This window comes from Vibrio agarilyticus, assembly GCF_012641465.1.
Taxonomy (GTDB): Bacteria; Pseudomonadota; Gammaproteobacteria; order Enterobacterales; family Vibrionaceae; genus Vibrio; species Vibrio agarilyticus.
Genome location: NZ_JABAIK010000009.1, coordinates 42,797 through 60,981 on the forward strand (window position 1 = coordinate 42,797; position 18,185 = coordinate 60,981).

Sequence of the window (18,185 nt, forward strand, 5' to 3'; positions counted from 1 at the left end):
ATATAATTCGGCAACGCATTTTAAAGAGAATCGTATATGTCGATTTGGAAACGACCCATCAGTTTGGACATCCTCAATAGCACCTCAAAAAATACCTTGATGGAGCATTTGCATATTGTTTACACCGATATTTCTGATACAAGCATTAGCGCATCGATGCCTGTTTGCGCAATGACTCATCAACCACTGGGTATGCTGCATGGCGGTGCATCGGCGGCGCTTGCCGAAACCTTAGGGTCTCTAGCGGCCAATTTTGCGGTTGAGGCTCCCAGTTATTGTGTCGGATTGGAAATTAACGCCAATCACATTCGACCGATGCGCAAAGGCGAAGTGATAGGGACCGCAAGCCCGATTCACATTGGCAGCCGCACTCAGGTATGGCAAATTGAGATCACTGATACTCAAAAGCGCCTTGTCTGCACCAGTCGCATTACGATGGCCGTTATGCGTCCCACCACCAATGAACTGCAAGAAGTCCAGTCCAATGATTATTGAATTTTCGCAAGGTAAAATCATAGCGACGGTTCATGAAGTGGTGGTGCGGTTTAGTGCGTTACCTGCAGTGAATTTAAGCGCCCATACCGATGCGCTAACCCTTATGGCGCGAGGGGCAAACGTCGTTATTGCCAATGGAGCGGAGTGCAAATGGTCAATTAAGCTTGATGATGAAGCCCAACTTTTGGCACTGGCTGATCATCTTGGTATTGCCATCACAAAGTAATCGAGACTTTTTATCGCGCAACATAAGGAAACGTATTAAGATTTTATACCCACCTCACTTGAAGTTGTTGCAAGGTTAAATCGCTAAATCTATGAGTAGCCCCCGTTTACGCGTTCAATTTGAAACTTTATTTCAGCATTTTAATGGCCAAAATTCTGCCGTTCAGCTTGATGATATTACTGAAATACTCTTCTGCACGCGACGTAACGCTCGGATTGTGCTTAATAAATTGGAAGAAGAGGGATGGATTGAGTGGATTCCAGCTGCTGGGCGCGGTAAGCAGTCACAGCTCAATTTCAAACGCAGCAAAGGCGATGTTAGCGAAAATCTGGCACGGCGTTATTTAGAAGAGGGTAAATTTGGAAAGGCTCTCGCGGTATTAGATAGCGATCCTGCCAAGTTGACTCAAGTGATCCAAGGCTATCTTGGCCTGCAGCACCAACAAGGTGAGCAGGTGATCCGTCTACCTTATTACCGACCGATGCTGGCGTTAAACCCACAGCAACCCATGCGCCGCTCAGAAATTCATATTTCACAGCAAATTTTTAGTGGGTTGACCAAATTGGATGAACATGAGCAGGTTCAACCTGATTTGGCGCACACATGGGAAGCGCTATCGCCAACCCATTGGCGGTTTTATTTACGACCGGGAGTACGGTTCCATAATGGTGAACTGTTAACAACCGAGTGTGTAATAGAAAGCCTCAATCATCTGAAATCGTTTAACTTATTTGCGCATCTCAAACGCGTGTTTTCACCGACCGCTTGGGTGATTGATATTGAGCTTTTTCGTCCCGATTGTTTTTTACCGCTCGCGCTGACAGAGTCTGCGGCAAAAATAGTGCTTCCACAACGCCTTCGCGCTGAGCACTACGACAGTCATCCCATAGGGACAGGCCCTTATGCGGTTGAAAGCAACGATGACAAACGGCTAATCCTCAGAGCATTTGATGGCTATTTTGGGTTTCGCCCGTTAGTGGATCAGGTGGAAGTGTGGTTTATCGATGATGCCTACTCATGGGTGGTGTATCCAAGCGTGTCTAAGCCGATGTTGACCAAAGCGCCGCCTTCCGATCGTGTTGACCTCGATCCGGGTTGTACGTTTTTGCTACTCAATAAACGTACGGGCATTGCAAAAGATCCCCGCTGGGCCGAGTTTTTGGCTCAGACTATCAATGGGTTTCAACTCTTTCATCATTTGCCACAAGATACGGTGATGGATCTGGGGTTGTTACAAGCATTTGGCATCAAGCCGGGTTGGATAGATTTGATGCCAGAACCGATTAACCAAGTGCCTGTTGCAAAAGGACCACTGCGAGTTGCTTATCAGGCCAAACACCCGATTTTCCCCGTCATTGCTGAGGCAATAACCTTGATTTTGCGTCAATATGGCATTGAAGTGGAACTTGAAAGCTACGATACAACGTTACCAGAGCCGAGAAATATTGATATTTGGATTAAGGCGATGGGAATTTCCACCAAGCGTGACGATGCATTAGCAGGCTGGCTTTTGGATTACAGCGGCATCGAACTTATGGGCAGTGATGATGAATTTCAGCGCTGGAGTCAGTTGGTGGATGATTGGCGCGCAAAACGACTTAGCGAATTTCCTGCGCGGGAAATCGGTCGCCAATTGGTGCATAGCCGGCAAGTGGTACCCATGTTTCACTGCTGGTTAGGGGTGAATCAAGATCAAAGCGGCGCGCTGCAAAATGCTAAATGCAATGCGCTAGGGTGGTTTGATTTTAGTCAGGTTTGGGTCAAGCCACAGATCAACCTTGACTCGACAAATGAGAAAAACTGACTTTGAATAACATTATGGAAGATAACAATAAGTCACATTATGGATCATTCTAATTTCGATACTGCTGATGATATTGCCTCACAAGATTTGGCCTCGTTTCAATCGCTAGATATGGAAAATCCGTTGCTTTGGCCGATCATGGGCGTGTTACGCAAGCAGCCAAGCGGTTGGAAAGTGCATACATTATCCACTCATTTACAGCAGCAAGGTTTATTGTTGCAGCTTGATGAGCAGTCCGACAAAGATCTTTTTAAACGTAACTTTTTAATCATGAATGCGCTGTTTCAGTTGCAAGAGCTGTGTTATCCGGAGGATTGGCTTCAGGTTGAAGCAATGGACATTGTGCTACATCGTGGTGTCGGTCAGCGTTACGTGCTGGATAAGCTCGATCCGCTACGCGAATATTATACTTCTTGGCAGAACTATGAAGCGGACGGCGGAGAAGTGCGTCGATTGCTCAATGAGTTTTGGACCCGTTATCGTCGTCATATGGGCACATCTCATCAAGAAGTGGGTGATAGACAAGCGGCACTTCGTCTTTTTGAACTGCCCGCAAACGCCAGCGCAACGGAAATTCGTCGACGTTGGCGTAAGCTGGCAATGCGCTGGCACCCAGACCGAAGCGAAGGGTGCGCAAAGCGTTTTCGTCAGTTGTGCCAAGCTTGGCACATACTGCGCTAGGTGAGCGATACCCAAACAACCCTGTAGCTGTAGAAAGGGTATAACCGCGTTATGATGCACTCGAGGCGGGTTTAAATTGGGCTTTGCGCATTCGGTTGAGCGCAGCCATAACATCTAAAACCCGTGGTTTGGCTAAATCGCCTTGCTGAGGCATGTTGGCGTGCCACTTTTCATTATCAAGCGCTGCCATAAGCTCACTAACAGGATCACTACACCAACCCGGAAGCTGAGCGAGCTGGAAACACAACCAACCAATGCTGTTGACTTCGTCACTGGACTCCAGCTGTTCAAGGGCACCGAGATCGGTAAACTCTTTACCGAAACGGAGTGAAGTTTTCCCTTTCGCACTGACTCGAAACTTACCTTCGCTTAATAAGTTCATCAGGGCCACGCGGCTTAACGCTCGAGGGCCAATCAGCGACAGCGGTGCTTCCGATTCATTGACTCGTGTTGTGGGATGCTGAGCAATCACAAGCTGCGCTTTTTCCGTCACATCAATAGCTTGGTAGTCATGCATTTGAATGACAGTGTCGGCAACATCCAGATAATCGCCTGAGCCCCCCATGACCATTATGGTGGAAATTCCCAGTTCATCACGCAGTTGACCAATACGGTCTACCAGCGGTGTGATCGGTTCATTGCCTTTGGCAACCAGTGCCTGCATGCGCTCGTCACGGATCATAAAATTGGTCGCCGATGTATCTTCATCAATTAATATTGTTTTTGCGCCCGCTTCAATCGATTCTTGTAACCACGCAGCTTGTGACGTTGATCCTGAAGCATCTTGAGTCGAAAAATCATCGGTGGCTTTTGCCATCGGAAGGTGATTAATGTAGTTCGACAAATTGAGGTGGTGAACGCATCGACCATCCTCGGCACGAATTTTCATTGATTCAGCGTGTGTGACAATATAATCGCGGCCATCACCTGGAATATGATCATAAATTGCGCGTTCGACGGCACTGAGCAATGTCGATTTACCATGGTAGCCACCACCCACAATTAACGTGATGCCATGAGGGATCCCAAGGCCGCTAACTGCGCCGCGATTTGGCGTGTCTAAAGTCACCGTCAGTGATGAGGGAGCAACGAAAGGCACGGCATCTTTCATTGGCAAATCGCAGTTACCAGCAAGACGAGGCAGTATGCTGCCATTGGCGACAAATGCCACCAAGTTATGTTGAGTTAACTGTTGGCGCAACGCATGCTGGTCTTCAATCACCTCACAATGATGACGCAGCGCATCCAAATCCAATTCACGCTCAATAGTGGCGCGACGAATGAATTTAGGCAGGTGGAAGGTCAAAATATTGGTCGCTTTTTTCGCCAGAATTTGGCGACCTTCGGCGGGTAAATTGACGCGAAAACGCAACTCAATACCGTTATCGGTAAACAGTACTGCGGTGCTATCAAGAACCGTTTGACCATGCAATGCAATGGATACAGTTGGCTCTTGTTTGGCAAATTCATCAAAACGTCGAGCGATAAAATCACGAGCGGCAATCTGGTAGGCAGAGGATTGGTCTTTAAGCCACTCAAGCCCGGTGAGAGACCAAGATCTAAACGCACGAAAACGTGATGCAGAGGCGAAGGGATCGCTTTGGATATGGTCGACATAAAGGTCGAAATCTCCAAAATTGTATTGGCCCTTGATCTGCTGATAAGCACGGTAATTCTGTTTTTCGAGCTTTTTCAGTTTCGCGATTAGCAAGTCCATAACACTGCCCATAATAAAATAAAGAGGGGGATTATATACCCAAGTAACCTCAAGATGTCACGTTATTCGACGCGAACGGATTTCTGGCGCAGCATGCTGTTGAAGGTTTATCTCAAACTCATTTGCCGGCATCGGTTTGCCATAAAGATAGCCTTGGCCGAAATCACACCCTTCGTGGATCAGAAGTCGCTCTTGGCTCTCAGTTTCAATGCCTTCAACCACCACAATCAGTTCCAACTTTTTCGCAACATGAATAATCGACCGTATGATTTCGCGGTCTTGCTCCGAATCGTCGAGGTGCTGTACAAAGCTCTTGTCAATTTTAATCGCATCAAACGGGTATTTCTTTAAGTAACTAAATGACGCATAGCCAGTACCAAAATCATCAAGCGATAGCGCGACCCCGAGTTTACTGAGCTGATTTAAGGTTTCTCGTGCTAACACTTCATCGGCAATGAGTCCGCTTTCGGTGACCTCCAGCTCTAAACAGCGAGGAGGTAGATGGTAGATTTCCAAAAGATGTTTAACTTGTTGGCAAAAACGAGGGTTTTTTAGTTGAATAGGAGACACATTGACTGCGATACGAAATTCACTACAACAGGTTTGCCACTCTTTGGCTTTTTCAACCGCAGCTCGAAGAACAAAGGCACCCACTTCAAAAATAAGACCATTTTGTTCGGCCATATGGATAAGCGCTTCGTTGGAAATGTCGCCAAGTATCGGGTGACGCCAGCGTAGCAGTGCTTCAGCGCCAACCCAATGACGAGTTTGCGGCGTTACTTTGGGTTGAAAATAGAGCAACAAATCATCATTACGGACCGCTTGGAGCAAATAGCTTTCAATTTGATTGTGATGCACGAAATGATCGGAATGGCTTTGAAGATAGAAAGTAAAGCGCTCGCCAGAGTCTTTACACACCACCATGGCTTGATTCGCATGACGTAAAAGGGCGAGTGCCGTTGCCGAACTGCTACTGGCGACCCCTATATGAGAGTGAAGGTGCACTTCTTCGCCTTGCAAAAAGTAATCGCTGCGCCCCGCGTCTAATATGCGAATCAGGAGCGCATCGCAATCTCGACTGACATTTTCAGTAATAAAAGCCAACACTATATCATTGGTGCAGGGACGAGCGGTTAAACACTCGGATAAATCAAGCTGGCCTAACTTATCTCGATACTGTTTTAACAGCACTTCGAACTGGTCAAAACCAAATTTAGTCTGGAGCCCGCGAGCGTTGGCGATACCAATATGAATCACCGCGACTTGTTTTTGAGTGCGTTTCGCTTTTTGAAGCATCTGTTCAATTTGATGCTCAAGCGCTTTACGATTTAGAAAACCCGTCCCTGAATCATGATCGCGTTGGTAATGCATCTGCTGTTCGATGGATTTACGCCGTTCAATTTCTTGGTTCAATGAGTAGCTGATATTTGCTAAATCGAGGGTTCGGCTCTCGACTCGGTGGCGCAATTCATGATTAAGGCGTTGCAATTTTTCCTGTTCACACAGGGAGGCAAGTTCGGTTTCGATAATGGTTTGATAGTGCTCTAACATGTGCCGACACAATGCGCAAAATGGGTTGTTTTTGTCATCGAGAAGACACAAGGTGCCAAAGGATTCTCCTGTTGGCCAGCGAAGTGGCAAACCACAGTAGGCTTTCATTCCTAGCTTGAGGTCTGGATTGTTGGCCCATTTCCTCGTGGCTTCTGCGTTTTCAATGCACAGAAGAGAGCCTTGGCGTAACACCGTTTCGCAGTAAAGATTTTGCTGCCACGACTCATGCTCGCCCCGATGATAAGGGCTATTTTGGGTATCGCTGGCACAACACACTTCGATGGAATTTGCGTGAGCGCGCATCACAAGTGCGGCGGCAACTCCCAATTCGCTGGCGAGCTGATCAACTATATGTTGCCAACTGTTCAGCAAAGTCTCGGGAATGGGCACGTCATGATGTTTCAGTGAAGTCATTAATGCAGATCCTTAGCTTCTCACTACGGCATTTTAATTGTTCGTAATGAGGTGGTCGCTCATCAAAATAGGTGGTTCTTGCAATTTCACATTACCGGCGAATTGGGCGCGTCTTGAGGGCTCCTGCGGTGTTTTTGATATGAGCTTGAGTATAGGGTGGGGCGATATGGAGCAGTGTAACCAATTGTAATATGGCAGGGGGAATGAAGGTTTTGCTGATGAAAATCTCACTATCAAAACAGCAAAACCATTCGTGTGACGCCAAAACCAAGTCGAACTGGGTGTTCTATCCCCAAATTACTTGGGTATATACCCAAGTAACCTCAAGATGCGAGGTTCAGCGAGAATGACTTGGTTTGTCAGTGAGGCGAGGATTTGAAGATTGAGTGGCTCTCAATCGAAAATCGTCAACAAAGCTGATGAGCCAAGACAGCTCGCCCTTTGGGAGCCGATCACTGAACTGATGGCTGCGTTAAACAACTTGAAAATAGACTGGCTATTTCGCTACGTTGTTTGCCTTGCTCTCAGCCCAGTGAGTAGGCTCTGAATCCTGCATCTTGAGGTCACTTGGGTATAAAGGCGGTCATGTCTATCTCGGCAGTATAATTTACCTCAGGCCAGGCAAAACCATTGAGCTGCATAAATGCTTGTTTAACGCCTTGGTAATCACCGAGCTGAGTAAAATTACTTGCATCCATTTGCTCAAGCCAATCGTTGACTTGACGTTGAATCTCGGGGGACATCTCCCAATCGTCCATACGAATGAGACGCTCGCCATCCACTTGAGCACCATTGGCACCATAGAGTTTGTCTCGGAACAAGCGCTGCATTTGGCCAATGCACTCTTCGTGTGTGCCTTTTTCCTTCATGGCTCGGTAGAGAGCCAGCAGGTACGGTGTTAGACCGGGAATAAATACACTCGCTTTTGTGACGACTGCTTTGCATACCGCGGCGTAGGCGTTGCCGTCAAAGTTTGCCAATTCGAGATTTAAACTATGACTGGTTTGATGCAAATCGACTTTGGCACAACCGAGTGTACCATCAAGGTATATTGGGTGGGTGAGCTCTGGGCCAATGTATGAAAATGCGAGTGTTTTAAAACCACTTGATACAGATTCTGCGTTGACTAGGGTATCAATCCAATGTTGCCAATCTTCTCCTCCCATCACTTTGATGGTCTCGTCCAACTCTTGTGGTGTGGCAGCTGGAAGCTGTACCTCCATCCAACGGTCGTGCTCCAAATCAAGGCTACTGCCAGTGACGTTGTCACTAACTGGCTTGATGCAACTGCGCCAAACGGCTCCGCTGCCATCGTATTTAGGACGAATTCCGGCGGCGACACTATAGATCACCAAATCCACTTCACCTTCAAAATAGGTTTCAATCGCCTCAACAACGTGTTCGCGCGTTTCGTTCGCAAAGGCATCACCGTTAATCGTGATGGCGGTGCGACCTGCGTGTTTGGCCGCTTGTTCAAAATAGAGATTGTTGAACCAGCCTGCACTGCCAGTGTGAATATCGCCCGTCTCGCTCTGGCTTGGGGCGCGTTCAAACGACACCCCTATGGTGTCGGCATTAGCACCGCCAAACGTCAATGCGATACGAGCGGCCAGACCAAAGCCTGACGACGCTCCAATGATCAGTACGCGTTTTGGGCCATTTTTAATCGGGTCAGATTGTTGGGCAAATTTGATTTGCTGTTCAATGGCCGCTTGACAACCGAGTGGGTGAGCAGAGCGAGCAATAACACCATCGATAATGGGCTCAATACGCATATAGGGGTTCCTGTGTCACGTTTTTACTCAAAACAAGCAGAGCTTGTCAGCAGCAATTTTTATCCAAGACCAGCGCTGATCCCAATGCACATAAATGCGTAGAAAAGCGCTGAGATTATTCTAATAACTGCACATTATGGGAATTTACAATATCGTAAAGAAACGTAAAAATAATTGAGCTAGGGCATTAATTTTCGAGATGTTTTGCTAAATTTTGGCTAACGAACTGAGCAATCCAAGGTTGTGCTTCAGGCTCGGGATGGAGGCCATCATCCATCATCCATTCCGGTTTGAGGATGATCTCTTCAAGAAAAAAGGGCATAAGCACGGTGTTATGACGCGTTGCCAGTTGAGGGTAGATCTTGGCAAACATGTCTGAATAGCGTTTACCGTAGTTGGGCGGCACGCGAATTTGCATTAGCGCAACGTTGGCGTTGGCGTCTTGACTCAATGTGATTAATTTTGTCAGGTTGGTTTCAATGACCTTGGGCGGAAAGCCTCGCAAACCATCGTTTGCCCCTAATTCGATGATGACCCAATCGGGTTGATGATTTTTTAACAGCTCTGGAAGCCGGGCCAATCCATTCCCTGTGGTGTCGCCAGAAATACTGGCGTTGATTACATTAACCGCTTGGCCGTGAGTTGCCATTGCCTCAGTGAGTAAGCTCGGCCATGCCTTCTCAATGGGCATATTATAGCCAGCGCTTAAGCTGTCACCTAAAACGAGAATTTTATTGGCCGCCAGCGATACGGTCGAGCACAATAGACAAAGCAGTAAGGAAAGAGTACGAATCATGCAACAAGCTCCTGTAATACAAGCGGTATCAGTAACCAAACAAGTCTCTACTAAGAATGAGCGATTAACAATCCTTGAACAGGTAAATATTTCGATTGAGGCCGGTGAGACGATTGCCATCGTCGGCACCTCTGGGGCTGGAAAATCAACGTTAATGACACTTCTTGCTGGGTTGGACGTACCAAGCTCTGGCGAAATTCATCTATTAGGCCAGCCGATGAGTACGTTGGATGACGAAGCTCGCGCTGAAATTCGTCGAAAATCGGTTGGTTTTGTTTTTCAGAGTTTCTTATTGATCCCAAGTCTTACCGCGCTGCAAAACGTGACACTGCCGTGTTTGTTGCGCGGTGAAAAAGAGGATGTTGAACGTGCGACTCAATTGCTTGATGAGGTGGGTTTAAAAGCACGTGCCAATCATTTACCGAGTCAACTTTCAGGCGGTGAGCAGCAACGCGTGGCACTGGCACGAGCGTTTATCAGTCGGCCAACGATTTTATTTGCCGATGAACCAACTGGAAATCTTGATCAAAAAACAGCGGAACGGGTCATAGAACGCTTATTTGACTTGAACCAACGCCATGGCACTACATTGGTGCTCGTTACCCACGACAGTAAACTGGCACAACGTTGTCAACGTATCTACCGCATGGACGCAGGTAAAATCGTGGAGGCAGTAGAATGAGTTCAAACGGTCTTAACCAACGTTTGATTCGTTGGAGCATTGAAGAGATCCGCCACGGAACCTTATGGCCGATTTCGCTCGCATTAGTGCTGATCATTGCCAGTATTTTCTCGCTTGCCGCCTTAGCCGACCGTATGGAACAGGTCATGGTCAAGCAGGGAAAAGCCGCGTTAATGGCTGATACGGTCTATGTGTCTGCCAATCCGATACCACAAGCGTTAGTGAGCGCCGTTCGCCAACAAGAGCGCTTGCAGAGTGCCCAAATGACACGCTTTGCAACTATGGCGTTCAGTGATGAGGCGATGCAACTTATCACGGTAAAAGCCGTTGATAGTGCGTTCCCGTTATTGGGGTCGTTGCAATTGCAGGGGGCTCAGGGTGCGCAGTTTGAAGTTAATCCAGGTGAACTTTGGCTTGATGAGCGTATTGTCTCGCAGTTGGGCGTTGAAACCGGCCAGAGCATTACCTTAGGTGATGCGGATCTTGTTGTGACTGGGGTGATAGCCGCAGAGCCTGGATTGAGTTTTAACCCGTTTCAACAAATGCCAGCAGCTTACATTCATGTGAGTGATCTAGCGGCGACAAATGCGATACAGCCGGGCAGCCGAGTCCAATATCGTTATTATCTTCTCGGTGATGACAATGCGTTGGCTGAGGCAAAGGCGCTTGTTGAATTGACACCAAGCGATGAGTGGCGCGATCAAGATGCCGCAAGTCGTAGCAGTGAAATCTTTGAGCGCACCAATCAATACTTATCGTTGAGCGTCGCGATCGTGATTTTAATGGCCGCAACCACCTTGGTGCTGACGTGTCATAATTATGTTTTGAGCCGCCAACAAACCATCGCGATGTTAAAAAGCATTGGCGCCAGTCGGCGTTGGATCGCACGCTGGCTTTTGATTCAGTTGGGGCTTTTATTTGTTATCGCGTCGGTGGTTGGTGTGGTAATCGGTATGGGTTTAGAAGTGGCGCTGCGCATACCGATCAAAGGGCTTTTGCCTGATCCTTTACCAAGTTATGGTGTTACGCCGCTGATACTCTCTTTAACCAGCGCAATACTGATTGCGATACCCGCACTTGGGATCCCGCTGAGTCGCTTATTGTCGATTTCAGCGGCCAATGCAATGCAAGCCAGTGCAACTGTCTCGGTGTCACGTCGTCGTTATCTTTTGATTCTGGTGCCTTTTGTTCCCCTAATTGTTGCCTACTACAACAATTTAATGGTTTGGATTGTACTTGGCGCTATCGCCGCCTTATTTGTTGTATTGGCGCTTGTGGGCACGCTAAGTGGCCGCGCGTTGCGTCATTTACCGCTGGGAACGCATTTTATTTTGGCGGTGAGTCGAATTAATCGCTCAGGGCTTGGCACTGCGTTGCAGTTAGGGGCGCTGTCACTATCACTGATGCTACTGGCGATCATTTGGCTGGTTCGAACCGACTTACTTGCTGATTGGCAGCGGACGCTTCCGGTCGACGCGCCAAACGTGTTTTCGGTAAATATCGCCGACTATGAATTAGAGCGCTATTTGCAAACATTAGATGAGCAGGGTTTAGCGCGTTCGCCTGCTTTTCCGTTAATTCGCGGTCGACTGTCTGAAATTAATGGCCGCTCGATTAATGAAATAAGCCTAAGCGACGATGGACGACATGATATTGATAGAGAGCTTAATTTAACCTGGCGAGACATTCTACCAAGTTACAATGTTGAGCTTGAAGGGCAGTGGGGTAAGCCACACTCCGTTTCAGTGGAACAAAGCATTGCCGAAGATTTAGGGGTAACACTGGGGGACGAGCTGACCTTCGTTATCAGTGGTCAAGCTTATTCCGCCAATGTCATCAGCATACGCCAAGTGGAATGGCGAGAGATGAAGCCTAATTTCTATTTTATTTTCTCCCCGGATGTGCTAGCGGCGCTGCCGAGTTCTTATTTTGTCAGTTTTCGCGCGGAGGACACTCAGCAAGACGTTCTAAATCAATTGGCACGTCAGCATCCGACAGTGAGTATGCTCGATACGCGAGTGATGGGTGCGAAGATCCAATCATTGGTTGAACAACTTGTCGCCTCGATAACTATTTTGGCCATTTTGGGTGTCGTCGCTGGCGTTCTATTAATTTTCACTCTACTGCGCTTGAGTCTGTCGCAGCGACAGCAAGAGCTGCGGTTGTATCGAGCGCTCGGTGCGAGTCGTAAGCGAATTCGAGCGACCATTTGGGCGGAGTTTGGGATTTTGGCGGTTATTGCGGCATTTTTAGCTATATTGGCTGCAGAAATCGCTGTGGGTGGCATTATGGTCTTTGGATTTGATTTAACCGCATCACTCCACCCTATGTTGTGGATAGCTTTGCCACTGATTGCATTGACCACACTTATGCTTGTTGTTGCTAGCGTAATCAAGCAGTTATTGGTTCCTATCAACAACAGTTTTGGATAATGATAGGAGTCAAAAATCAGTTATCCACAAATTCAGTGGATAACTTTTGGGATAAGTAATGTGGATAAATAAGCGTTGTTTGTCGCAGCGCTTATATTCTCTATGATGGGGCGCTTTACGCGATGACGTTAACGCGCTTTTTTTCATTTTGCTGCATTGAGTCAAGCACTTTTTAACTTTTTTTTTGTGAAATAAATGCCGCTTATTGACAAGCGACATTTAGCGCTTAACCCCCATGACACCAAGCTTCATTACTGTAGCGCGTCGCCTAAAATGAAAAACGGCTTCGAGTAAAATGAAAAAACGCTGATCTGTTAAACAATCCTTAATTTAACGATTCAATGGCTAATTTTGCTGCCACAATGCAGTGATCGCTCAACTGGAACTGTTTAACGTTTTCTATTGAGTAAGGGACTTGACGTACGTCGCTCAGCATCAGTGATGGGCTCCCCACCATATGATCAATTAAACTTGAGTATCGGCGCAGACGGGGGGCACTTTGTGTCGAACCGCTACTTGCGCGTACTTGGCAAATTGACGGTGTCTCTCTGCTGACTAACTGAGCCTCAGTGCCAGCGCTTAACTGCTGCCATAACCAATCTTTAGGGTGACTGAGATTGTGGTTAAAATCGCCCAGCAAGAGATAGCGTTGATTTTGAGCTTCTCGTGACGCAATCCATTGGTTCAATTGTTGCACTTGGGCCTTTAGTGTTCGGCATGCTCGCCGGCTCTTTTGATAACGTCCGGTGCATCCCGCTTTGAGATGAATTGATAGTAGGTGAATCGGGTGTGCGCTCGAGGGAAATAAAATGATGTAGCTAGCAAAACGCAGTTTACTGGTTGGGCGCGAGTCAAGCACAATATCTCGTGGGTCGGCATACGCAATATTGCGCGCGAGTGCAAAGCCGGTGTATTGGTTAATATCGTCAAATTGATGCTGTCTTCGTAGCGGGCTTTTACGGTCAGAAAATATCAGGCGATAATCACTGCCGATAACGCGTTGCAATGCGATGGGGTCATTGACTTCTTGAAAAGCGAGCACAGATATCGCTAAAGGTGCATATTCAGCACGCAATGCCTGGTAGTCTTGGTCGCTTCGTATTGAGGCTTCAAACTGGCGACTTGGCACGCTACTCAGCCATTGCATATTCCACGCCGCAATGTTGAACTGTGGAAAAGTGTCTTGCGCTGTTGCAGAAGCAATCGTGATCTGCGTCACCAAAATGAAGCAGGAACGGAGACAAGATGCAAGCCATATATTTTTCCATTTCATCGAGTTTTTCCTTGACGACGTCACCAGCTCTTATCTTACAAGACGTCGCAAATTTTCAAGCGGTTTTCGCACAAATTTGAGCTTTTTTCTAATTAATTCAAACCTGAGATCGCGCGCTTAAAGATCGAATTGATCTGGTGCTCTTGCTGGTTTTTCTTGATCTAAATCAATACTTTCAATAGTCGGTTTTCGTTAAATACGACACAACATCTAGTGCTCAACGAACAATAAATAACCCTACATAGTGTGTTTGTGGATAACTCTGTGAGTATGCTAAGGGTAAGGAGAAGAAGTGAAACCAGTCGTAATCAAACGTGATGGCTCAAGAGCTCCATTTTGTCGCGATCGTATTCAAGCGGCAGTGGAATCAGCAGCTGAAAACGTCGATAAGGATATCGCCATTTATGCGCTTAACGTCGCATTGGCTGTCGAGTTGAAGCTTGAAGATTACGTCGAAGTCCATATTCACGAAATTCAAACACTTGTTGAAAATGAATTGATGCAAGGACCTTATAAGTCTTTGGCGCGCGATTATATCGAATATCGTCATGATCGTGATATCGCTCGTGAAAAACAAAGTGCGCTGACTCGTGAAATCGAAGGGCTTATCGAAGAGAGCAATGTGGATTTGATCAACGAAAACGCGAATAAAGACGGAAAGGTGATTCCGACTCAACGCGATTTGTTGGCTGGCATTGTTGCAAAGCACTACGCAAAAACGCACATTTTACCGCGTGATGTGGTGACTGCGCATGATGAGGGTGACATTCACTATCATGATCTCGATTACGCGCCATTCTTCCCTATGTTTAACTGCATGCTTATCGACTTGAAAGGCATGCTGACTCACGGCTTTAAAATGGGTAACGCTGAAATCGATACACCAAAATCGATTTCGACCGCGACCGCTGTCACCGCACAGATTATTGCGCAAGTAGCGAGCCACATCTATGGCGGCACCACGATTAACCGTATTGATGAAGTGCTAGAACCTTATGTTTTAACCAGTTTTGAAAAGCACTTAGAGATCGCTCGCGAATGGAATATTCCAGAGCCTGACGCCTTTGCACGCGCTCGCACCGAGAAAGAGTGTTACGACGCCTTCCAATCGTTGGAATATGAAGTGAATACTTTACACACAGCCAATGGTCAAACGCCGTTTGTCACCTTTGGTTTTGGTTTGGGTACATCGTGGGGTTCACGCCTTATTCAACAATCGATTTTGAAAAATCGGATTGCAGGTCTTGGTAAAAATCGCAAAACAGCGGTCTTTCCTAAATTGGTGTTTGCAATCAAAGATGGCTTAAACCATAAAGTTGGCGATCCGAACTACGACATTAAAAGCTTGGCTCTTGAGTGCGCAACAAAACGTATGTATCCCGACATTCTTAACTACGACAAAGTGGTTGAAGTCACGGGCTCATTCAAAACACCAATGGGTTGTCGCAGCTTCCTCAATACTTATGAAGAAAACGGCGAACTGATCCACGAAGGTCGTAACAACCTTGGCGTGGTTAGCCTTAACTTGCCGCGCATCGCGCTCAAAGCGGGTGGCGATGAAGCAAAATTTTATACTTTGCTTGATGAAAAACTCAAATTGGCACGTCGTGCACTAGAAACACGCATCAGCCGATTGGAAAACGTTAAAGCACGCGTTGCACCAATCCTTTATATGGAAGGCGCATGTGGTGTGCGTTTGAAAGCAGATGACTCTATCGCAGAAATCTTCAAAAATGGCCGTGCCTCGATTTCATTAGGCTACATTGGTGTTCATGAAACCATCAACGCATTGCTGGGTACTCAAACGCACGTATACGATTCGCAAGAATTGCGTGAGAAGGCGCTTAACATCATCAAACATATGAAAGCGGCGGTGGAAGCGTGGACAAAAGAGACCGGATACGCATTCAGCCTGTATGGCACCCCAAGTGAAAACTTGTGCAGTCGTTTCTGCCGTGTCGATACCAAAGAGTTTGGAGTGATTGAAGGGGTGACCGACAAAGGTTACTACACCAACAGCTTCCACTTAGATGTTGAAAAGAAAGTCAATCCTTACGATAAGATTGATTTTGAATTGCCGTATCCAGACATCTCAAGCGGTGGCTTCATCTGTTACGGAGAATTTCCGAACATGCAGAGCAATGTTGAAGCGCTCGAAGATGTTTGGGATTACAGCTACACTCGTGTGCCTTACTACGGCACCAATACACCGATTGATGAATGTTACGAATGTGGTTACAACGGTGAATTCGATTGTACTAGCAAAGGCTTTACTTGCCCGAAATGCGGCAATCACGACTCTACCAAAGTGTCTGTAACTCGCCGTGTGTGTGGTTATCTTGGTAGTCCAGATGCAAGACCCTTTAACTTTGGTAAACAAGAAGAAGTGAAGCGTCGCGTTAAGCATCTATAGTGAATCACTGCGTATCGATAACACCAACCTGCTCAGTGGGTTGGTGTTCCTTTTTGAGAGAACCTCATGAATTTCCACCAATATTATCCGGTTGATGTTGTTAATGGTCCTGGAACACGTTGCACTTTGTTTGTTTCAGGCTGCGTGCATCAGTGCCGTGGTTGTTATAACCAATCCACTTGGCGTTTGGACTCGGGTGAACCTTTCACTCAAGAAGCTGAAGATCGCATTATTGCCGATCTTAATGACACGCGAATTCGTCGGCGCGGTTTGTCGCTCTCTGGGGGCGATCCATTGCATCCTGCCAACATTGAGGCCGTACTGCGTTTGGTTAAGCGAGTACGCGAAGAGTGTCCTGGAAAAGACATCTGGCTTTGGAGCGGCTATCGTTTAGAGGAATTGGATGCGGCACAACGCGAAGTGGTGAATTTGGTTGATACTCTGATTGATGGCAAATTTGAACAAGAGAAAGCCGACCCAAGTTTAGAATGGCGTGGTAGCGCGAATCAGATCATTCATCATTTTTCAGTTTGTTAGTTAGCGCTTTGGTGATAACTTGGAGTCACTTTTCGATGAGTTTCAAGGACAGTGACTTTCATGTTTTCTCAACTTCCCGAGCCTGCGCTCGATCCTATCCTCTCTTTGTCTGTCGCTTACCGTAACGATCCGCGCGAGCATAAAGTGGATCTTGGTATTGGTGTGTATAAAAATAGCCAAGGTCAGACGCCTGTTATGGCCGCAATTCGCCAAGCGGAGACGCTGGTTTATCAACAGCAAACCACGAAATCTTATGTTGGTCTAGCTGGCTGTGAAGAGTTCAATCAATCGATGACGGAACTTTTGCTGGCCGGAACCAATGCGATGCCACGTGTTGCGGCGATTCAAACGCCAGGGGCCAGCGGAGCTTTGCGCATGCTGGGCGATTTACTCAAATTTGCGCAGCCAGAGACGACGATCTGGATTTCCGACCCGAGTTATGTCAACCACCGCCCAGTCATGGAAGCGGCAGGGTTGAAGGTTCGCAGCTACCGCTACTTTAGTCGAGACACTAAGCAAGTTGATGTTGAGGCTATGCTGGCTGATTTGAAAACTGCCGGCAAAAACGATGTGGTGTTATTGCACGGCTGCTGTCATAACCCTACTGGGGCAGATATTGATTTTGCTGCGTGGCAAGCGATAGCAGAATTAGCTCAACATCAAGGTTTTACTCCGTTCGTTGATATTGCATATCAAGGTTTTGGCGATGGCTTGCTTGAAGATGCTCAAGGCATGCGCTATCTGGCTGAGCATGTTGAAGAGATGCTTATCACCACATCATGTTCAAAGAATTTTGGTTTGTATCGCGAGCGAACGGGTGCGGCTTTGGTGGTGGGTGAAAATGCACAAGCGGTAGCAAAAGCAAAAGGGCGCTTACTTACGTTAGCGCGTGCAACGTACACCATGCCGCCGGATCATGGTGCGGCGTTAGTTAAAACTATTTTGCAAACCCCGTCGTTAACTCAAGAGTGGCAAACGGAATTGTCGGCGATGCGTCATCGTCTGATTTCATTGCGTCACTTGTTATGTGAAGAACTTCGTTCAGTGCAGCAGACTAACGCATTTGATTTTATCACCCAGCATAAAGGTATGTTTACCATGCTTGGTTTTTCACCGGATCAGATGGCGCGTTTGCGGGATGAATTTGCGATTTATGCGGTGGCTGATGGGCGGATAAATATTGCAGGTTTGACCGAAGCGGACATTCCCTATGTCGCTCAGGCCATTAAAGCTGTGTCTATACTCAAGTAACCTCAAGGCACATGGTTCAGCGAGAATGACTTGGTTTGTCAGTGAGGCGAGGATTTGATGATTGAGTGGCTCTCACTCGAAAATAAATGATTACGATTTATTTTGACGTTTATTCCTATCCCTCGATCAAAAAGCCGC

General features: G+C 47.0%; 14 protein-coding genes. 9 read left to right on the forward strand and 5 right to left on the reverse strand.

Annotated features, from left to right (window positions below):
• Positions 1-36: 36 nt before the first annotated feature.
• The 4 genes from HGP28_RS10475 (at position 37) to HGP28_RS10490 (ending at position 3,206) form a co-directional block, all read left to right on the forward strand.
• The gene (locus HGP28_RS10475) at positions 37-495 is read left to right on the forward strand and encodes a hotdog fold thioesterase (RefSeq protein WP_168836411.1); all 459 of its coding nucleotides are present in this window, start codon (positions 37-39) and stop codon (positions 493-495) included.
• The gene (locus HGP28_RS10480) at positions 485-721 is read left to right on the forward strand and encodes a DUF3389 family protein (protein ID WP_168836412.1); all 237 of its coding nucleotides are present in this window, start codon (positions 485-487) and stop codon (positions 719-721) included. Before HGP28_RS10475 ends, HGP28_RS10480 begins: the two co-directional genes overlap by 11 nt.
• 91 nt (positions 722-812) lie before the next feature.
• Positions 813-2,525 (forward strand): SgrR family transcriptional regulator, encoded by a 1,713-nt coding sequence (locus HGP28_RS10485; protein WP_168836413.1) that lies wholly within the window; start codon positions 813-815, stop codon positions 2,523-2,525.
• A gap of 39 nt (positions 2,526-2,564) precedes the next feature.
• Positions 2,565-3,206, forward strand: a complete 642-nt coding sequence (locus HGP28_RS10490) for a DNA-J related domain-containing protein (protein WP_168836414.1) — start codon at positions 2,565-2,567, stop codon at positions 3,204-3,206.
• A gap of 49 nt (positions 3,207-3,255) precedes the next feature.
• Here the strand turns inward: HGP28_RS10490 and HGP28_RS10495 are convergent, their stop codons facing one another.
• The 4 genes from HGP28_RS10495 to tesA form a co-directional block, all read right to left on the reverse strand.
• Positions 3,256-4,923 (reverse strand): ABC-ATPase domain-containing protein, encoded by a 1,668-nt coding sequence (locus tag HGP28_RS10495; protein ID WP_168836415.1) that lies wholly within the window; start codon positions 4,921-4,923, stop codon positions 3,256-3,258.
• Between the two features lie 57 nt (positions 4,924-4,980).
• Positions 4,981-6,888: a sensor domain-containing phosphodiesterase gene (locus HGP28_RS10500; protein ID WP_168836416.1), complete on the reverse strand. Its 1,908-nt coding sequence runs from the start codon at positions 6,886-6,888 to the stop codon at positions 4,981-4,983.
• Positions 6,889-7,451: 563 nt separating this feature from the next.
• Positions 7,452-8,663: an enoyl-ACP reductase FabV gene (fabV, locus tag HGP28_RS10505; protein ID WP_168836417.1), complete on the reverse strand. Its 1,212-nt coding sequence runs from the start codon at positions 8,661-8,663 to the stop codon at positions 7,452-7,454.
• 187 nt (positions 8,664-8,850) lie between these two features.
• Positions 8,851-9,459, reverse strand: coding sequence for a multifunctional acyl-CoA thioesterase I/protease I/lysophospholipase L1 (gene tesA / locus HGP28_RS10510; RefSeq protein ID WP_168836418.1), 609 nt, complete (start codon positions 9,457-9,459; stop codon positions 8,851-8,853).
• Here tesA and HGP28_RS10515 point away from each other — a divergent pair.
• Positions 9,458-10,141, forward strand: a complete 684-nt coding sequence (locus HGP28_RS10515) for an ABC transporter ATP-binding protein (RefSeq protein WP_168836419.1) — start codon at positions 9,458-9,460, stop codon at positions 10,139-10,141. The genes tesA and HGP28_RS10515 overlap by 2 nt on opposite strands.
• Positions 10,138-12,573 carry an ABC transporter permease gene (locus tag HGP28_RS10520; protein WP_168836420.1) on the forward strand — a complete coding sequence of 812 codons (2,436 nt, stop codon included), beginning with the start codon at positions 10,138-10,140 and terminating at the stop codon, positions 12,571-12,573. The genes HGP28_RS10515 and HGP28_RS10520 overlap by 4 nt, the downstream gene beginning before the upstream one ends.
• 325 nt (positions 12,574-12,898) lie before the next feature.
• Here the strand turns inward: HGP28_RS10520 and HGP28_RS10525 are convergent, their stop codons facing one another.
• Entirely contained in the window at positions 12,899-13,846 is a 948-nt protein-coding gene (locus HGP28_RS10525; RefSeq protein WP_168836421.1) for an endonuclease/exonuclease/phosphatase family protein, read from the reverse strand.
• A 292-nt stretch (positions 13,847-14,138) separates the two neighbouring features.
• On the opposite strand from HGP28_RS10525, the gene nrdD reads away from it, so the two are divergent.
• From nrdD to HGP28_RS10540, 3 genes are all read left to right on the forward strand, one after another.
• Positions 14,139-16,259 (forward strand): anaerobic ribonucleoside-triphosphate reductase, encoded by a 2,121-nt coding sequence (gene nrdD / locus HGP28_RS10530; protein WP_168836422.1) that lies wholly within the window; start codon positions 14,139-14,141, stop codon positions 16,257-16,259.
• Between the two features lie 66 nt (positions 16,260-16,325).
• The gene (gene nrdG / locus HGP28_RS10535) at positions 16,326-16,796 is read left to right on the forward strand and encodes an anaerobic ribonucleoside-triphosphate reductase-activating protein (RefSeq protein ID WP_168836423.1); all 471 of its coding nucleotides are present in this window, start codon (positions 16,326-16,328) and stop codon (positions 16,794-16,796) included.
• Between the two features lie 60 nt (positions 16,797-16,856).
• On the forward strand, positions 16,857-18,047 hold the full coding sequence (locus HGP28_RS10540; RefSeq protein WP_168836424.1) for an amino acid aminotransferase: 1,191 nt from the start codon (positions 16,857-16,859) through the stop codon (positions 18,045-18,047).
• The last annotated feature ends 138 nt before the right edge of the window (positions 18,048-18,185 follow it).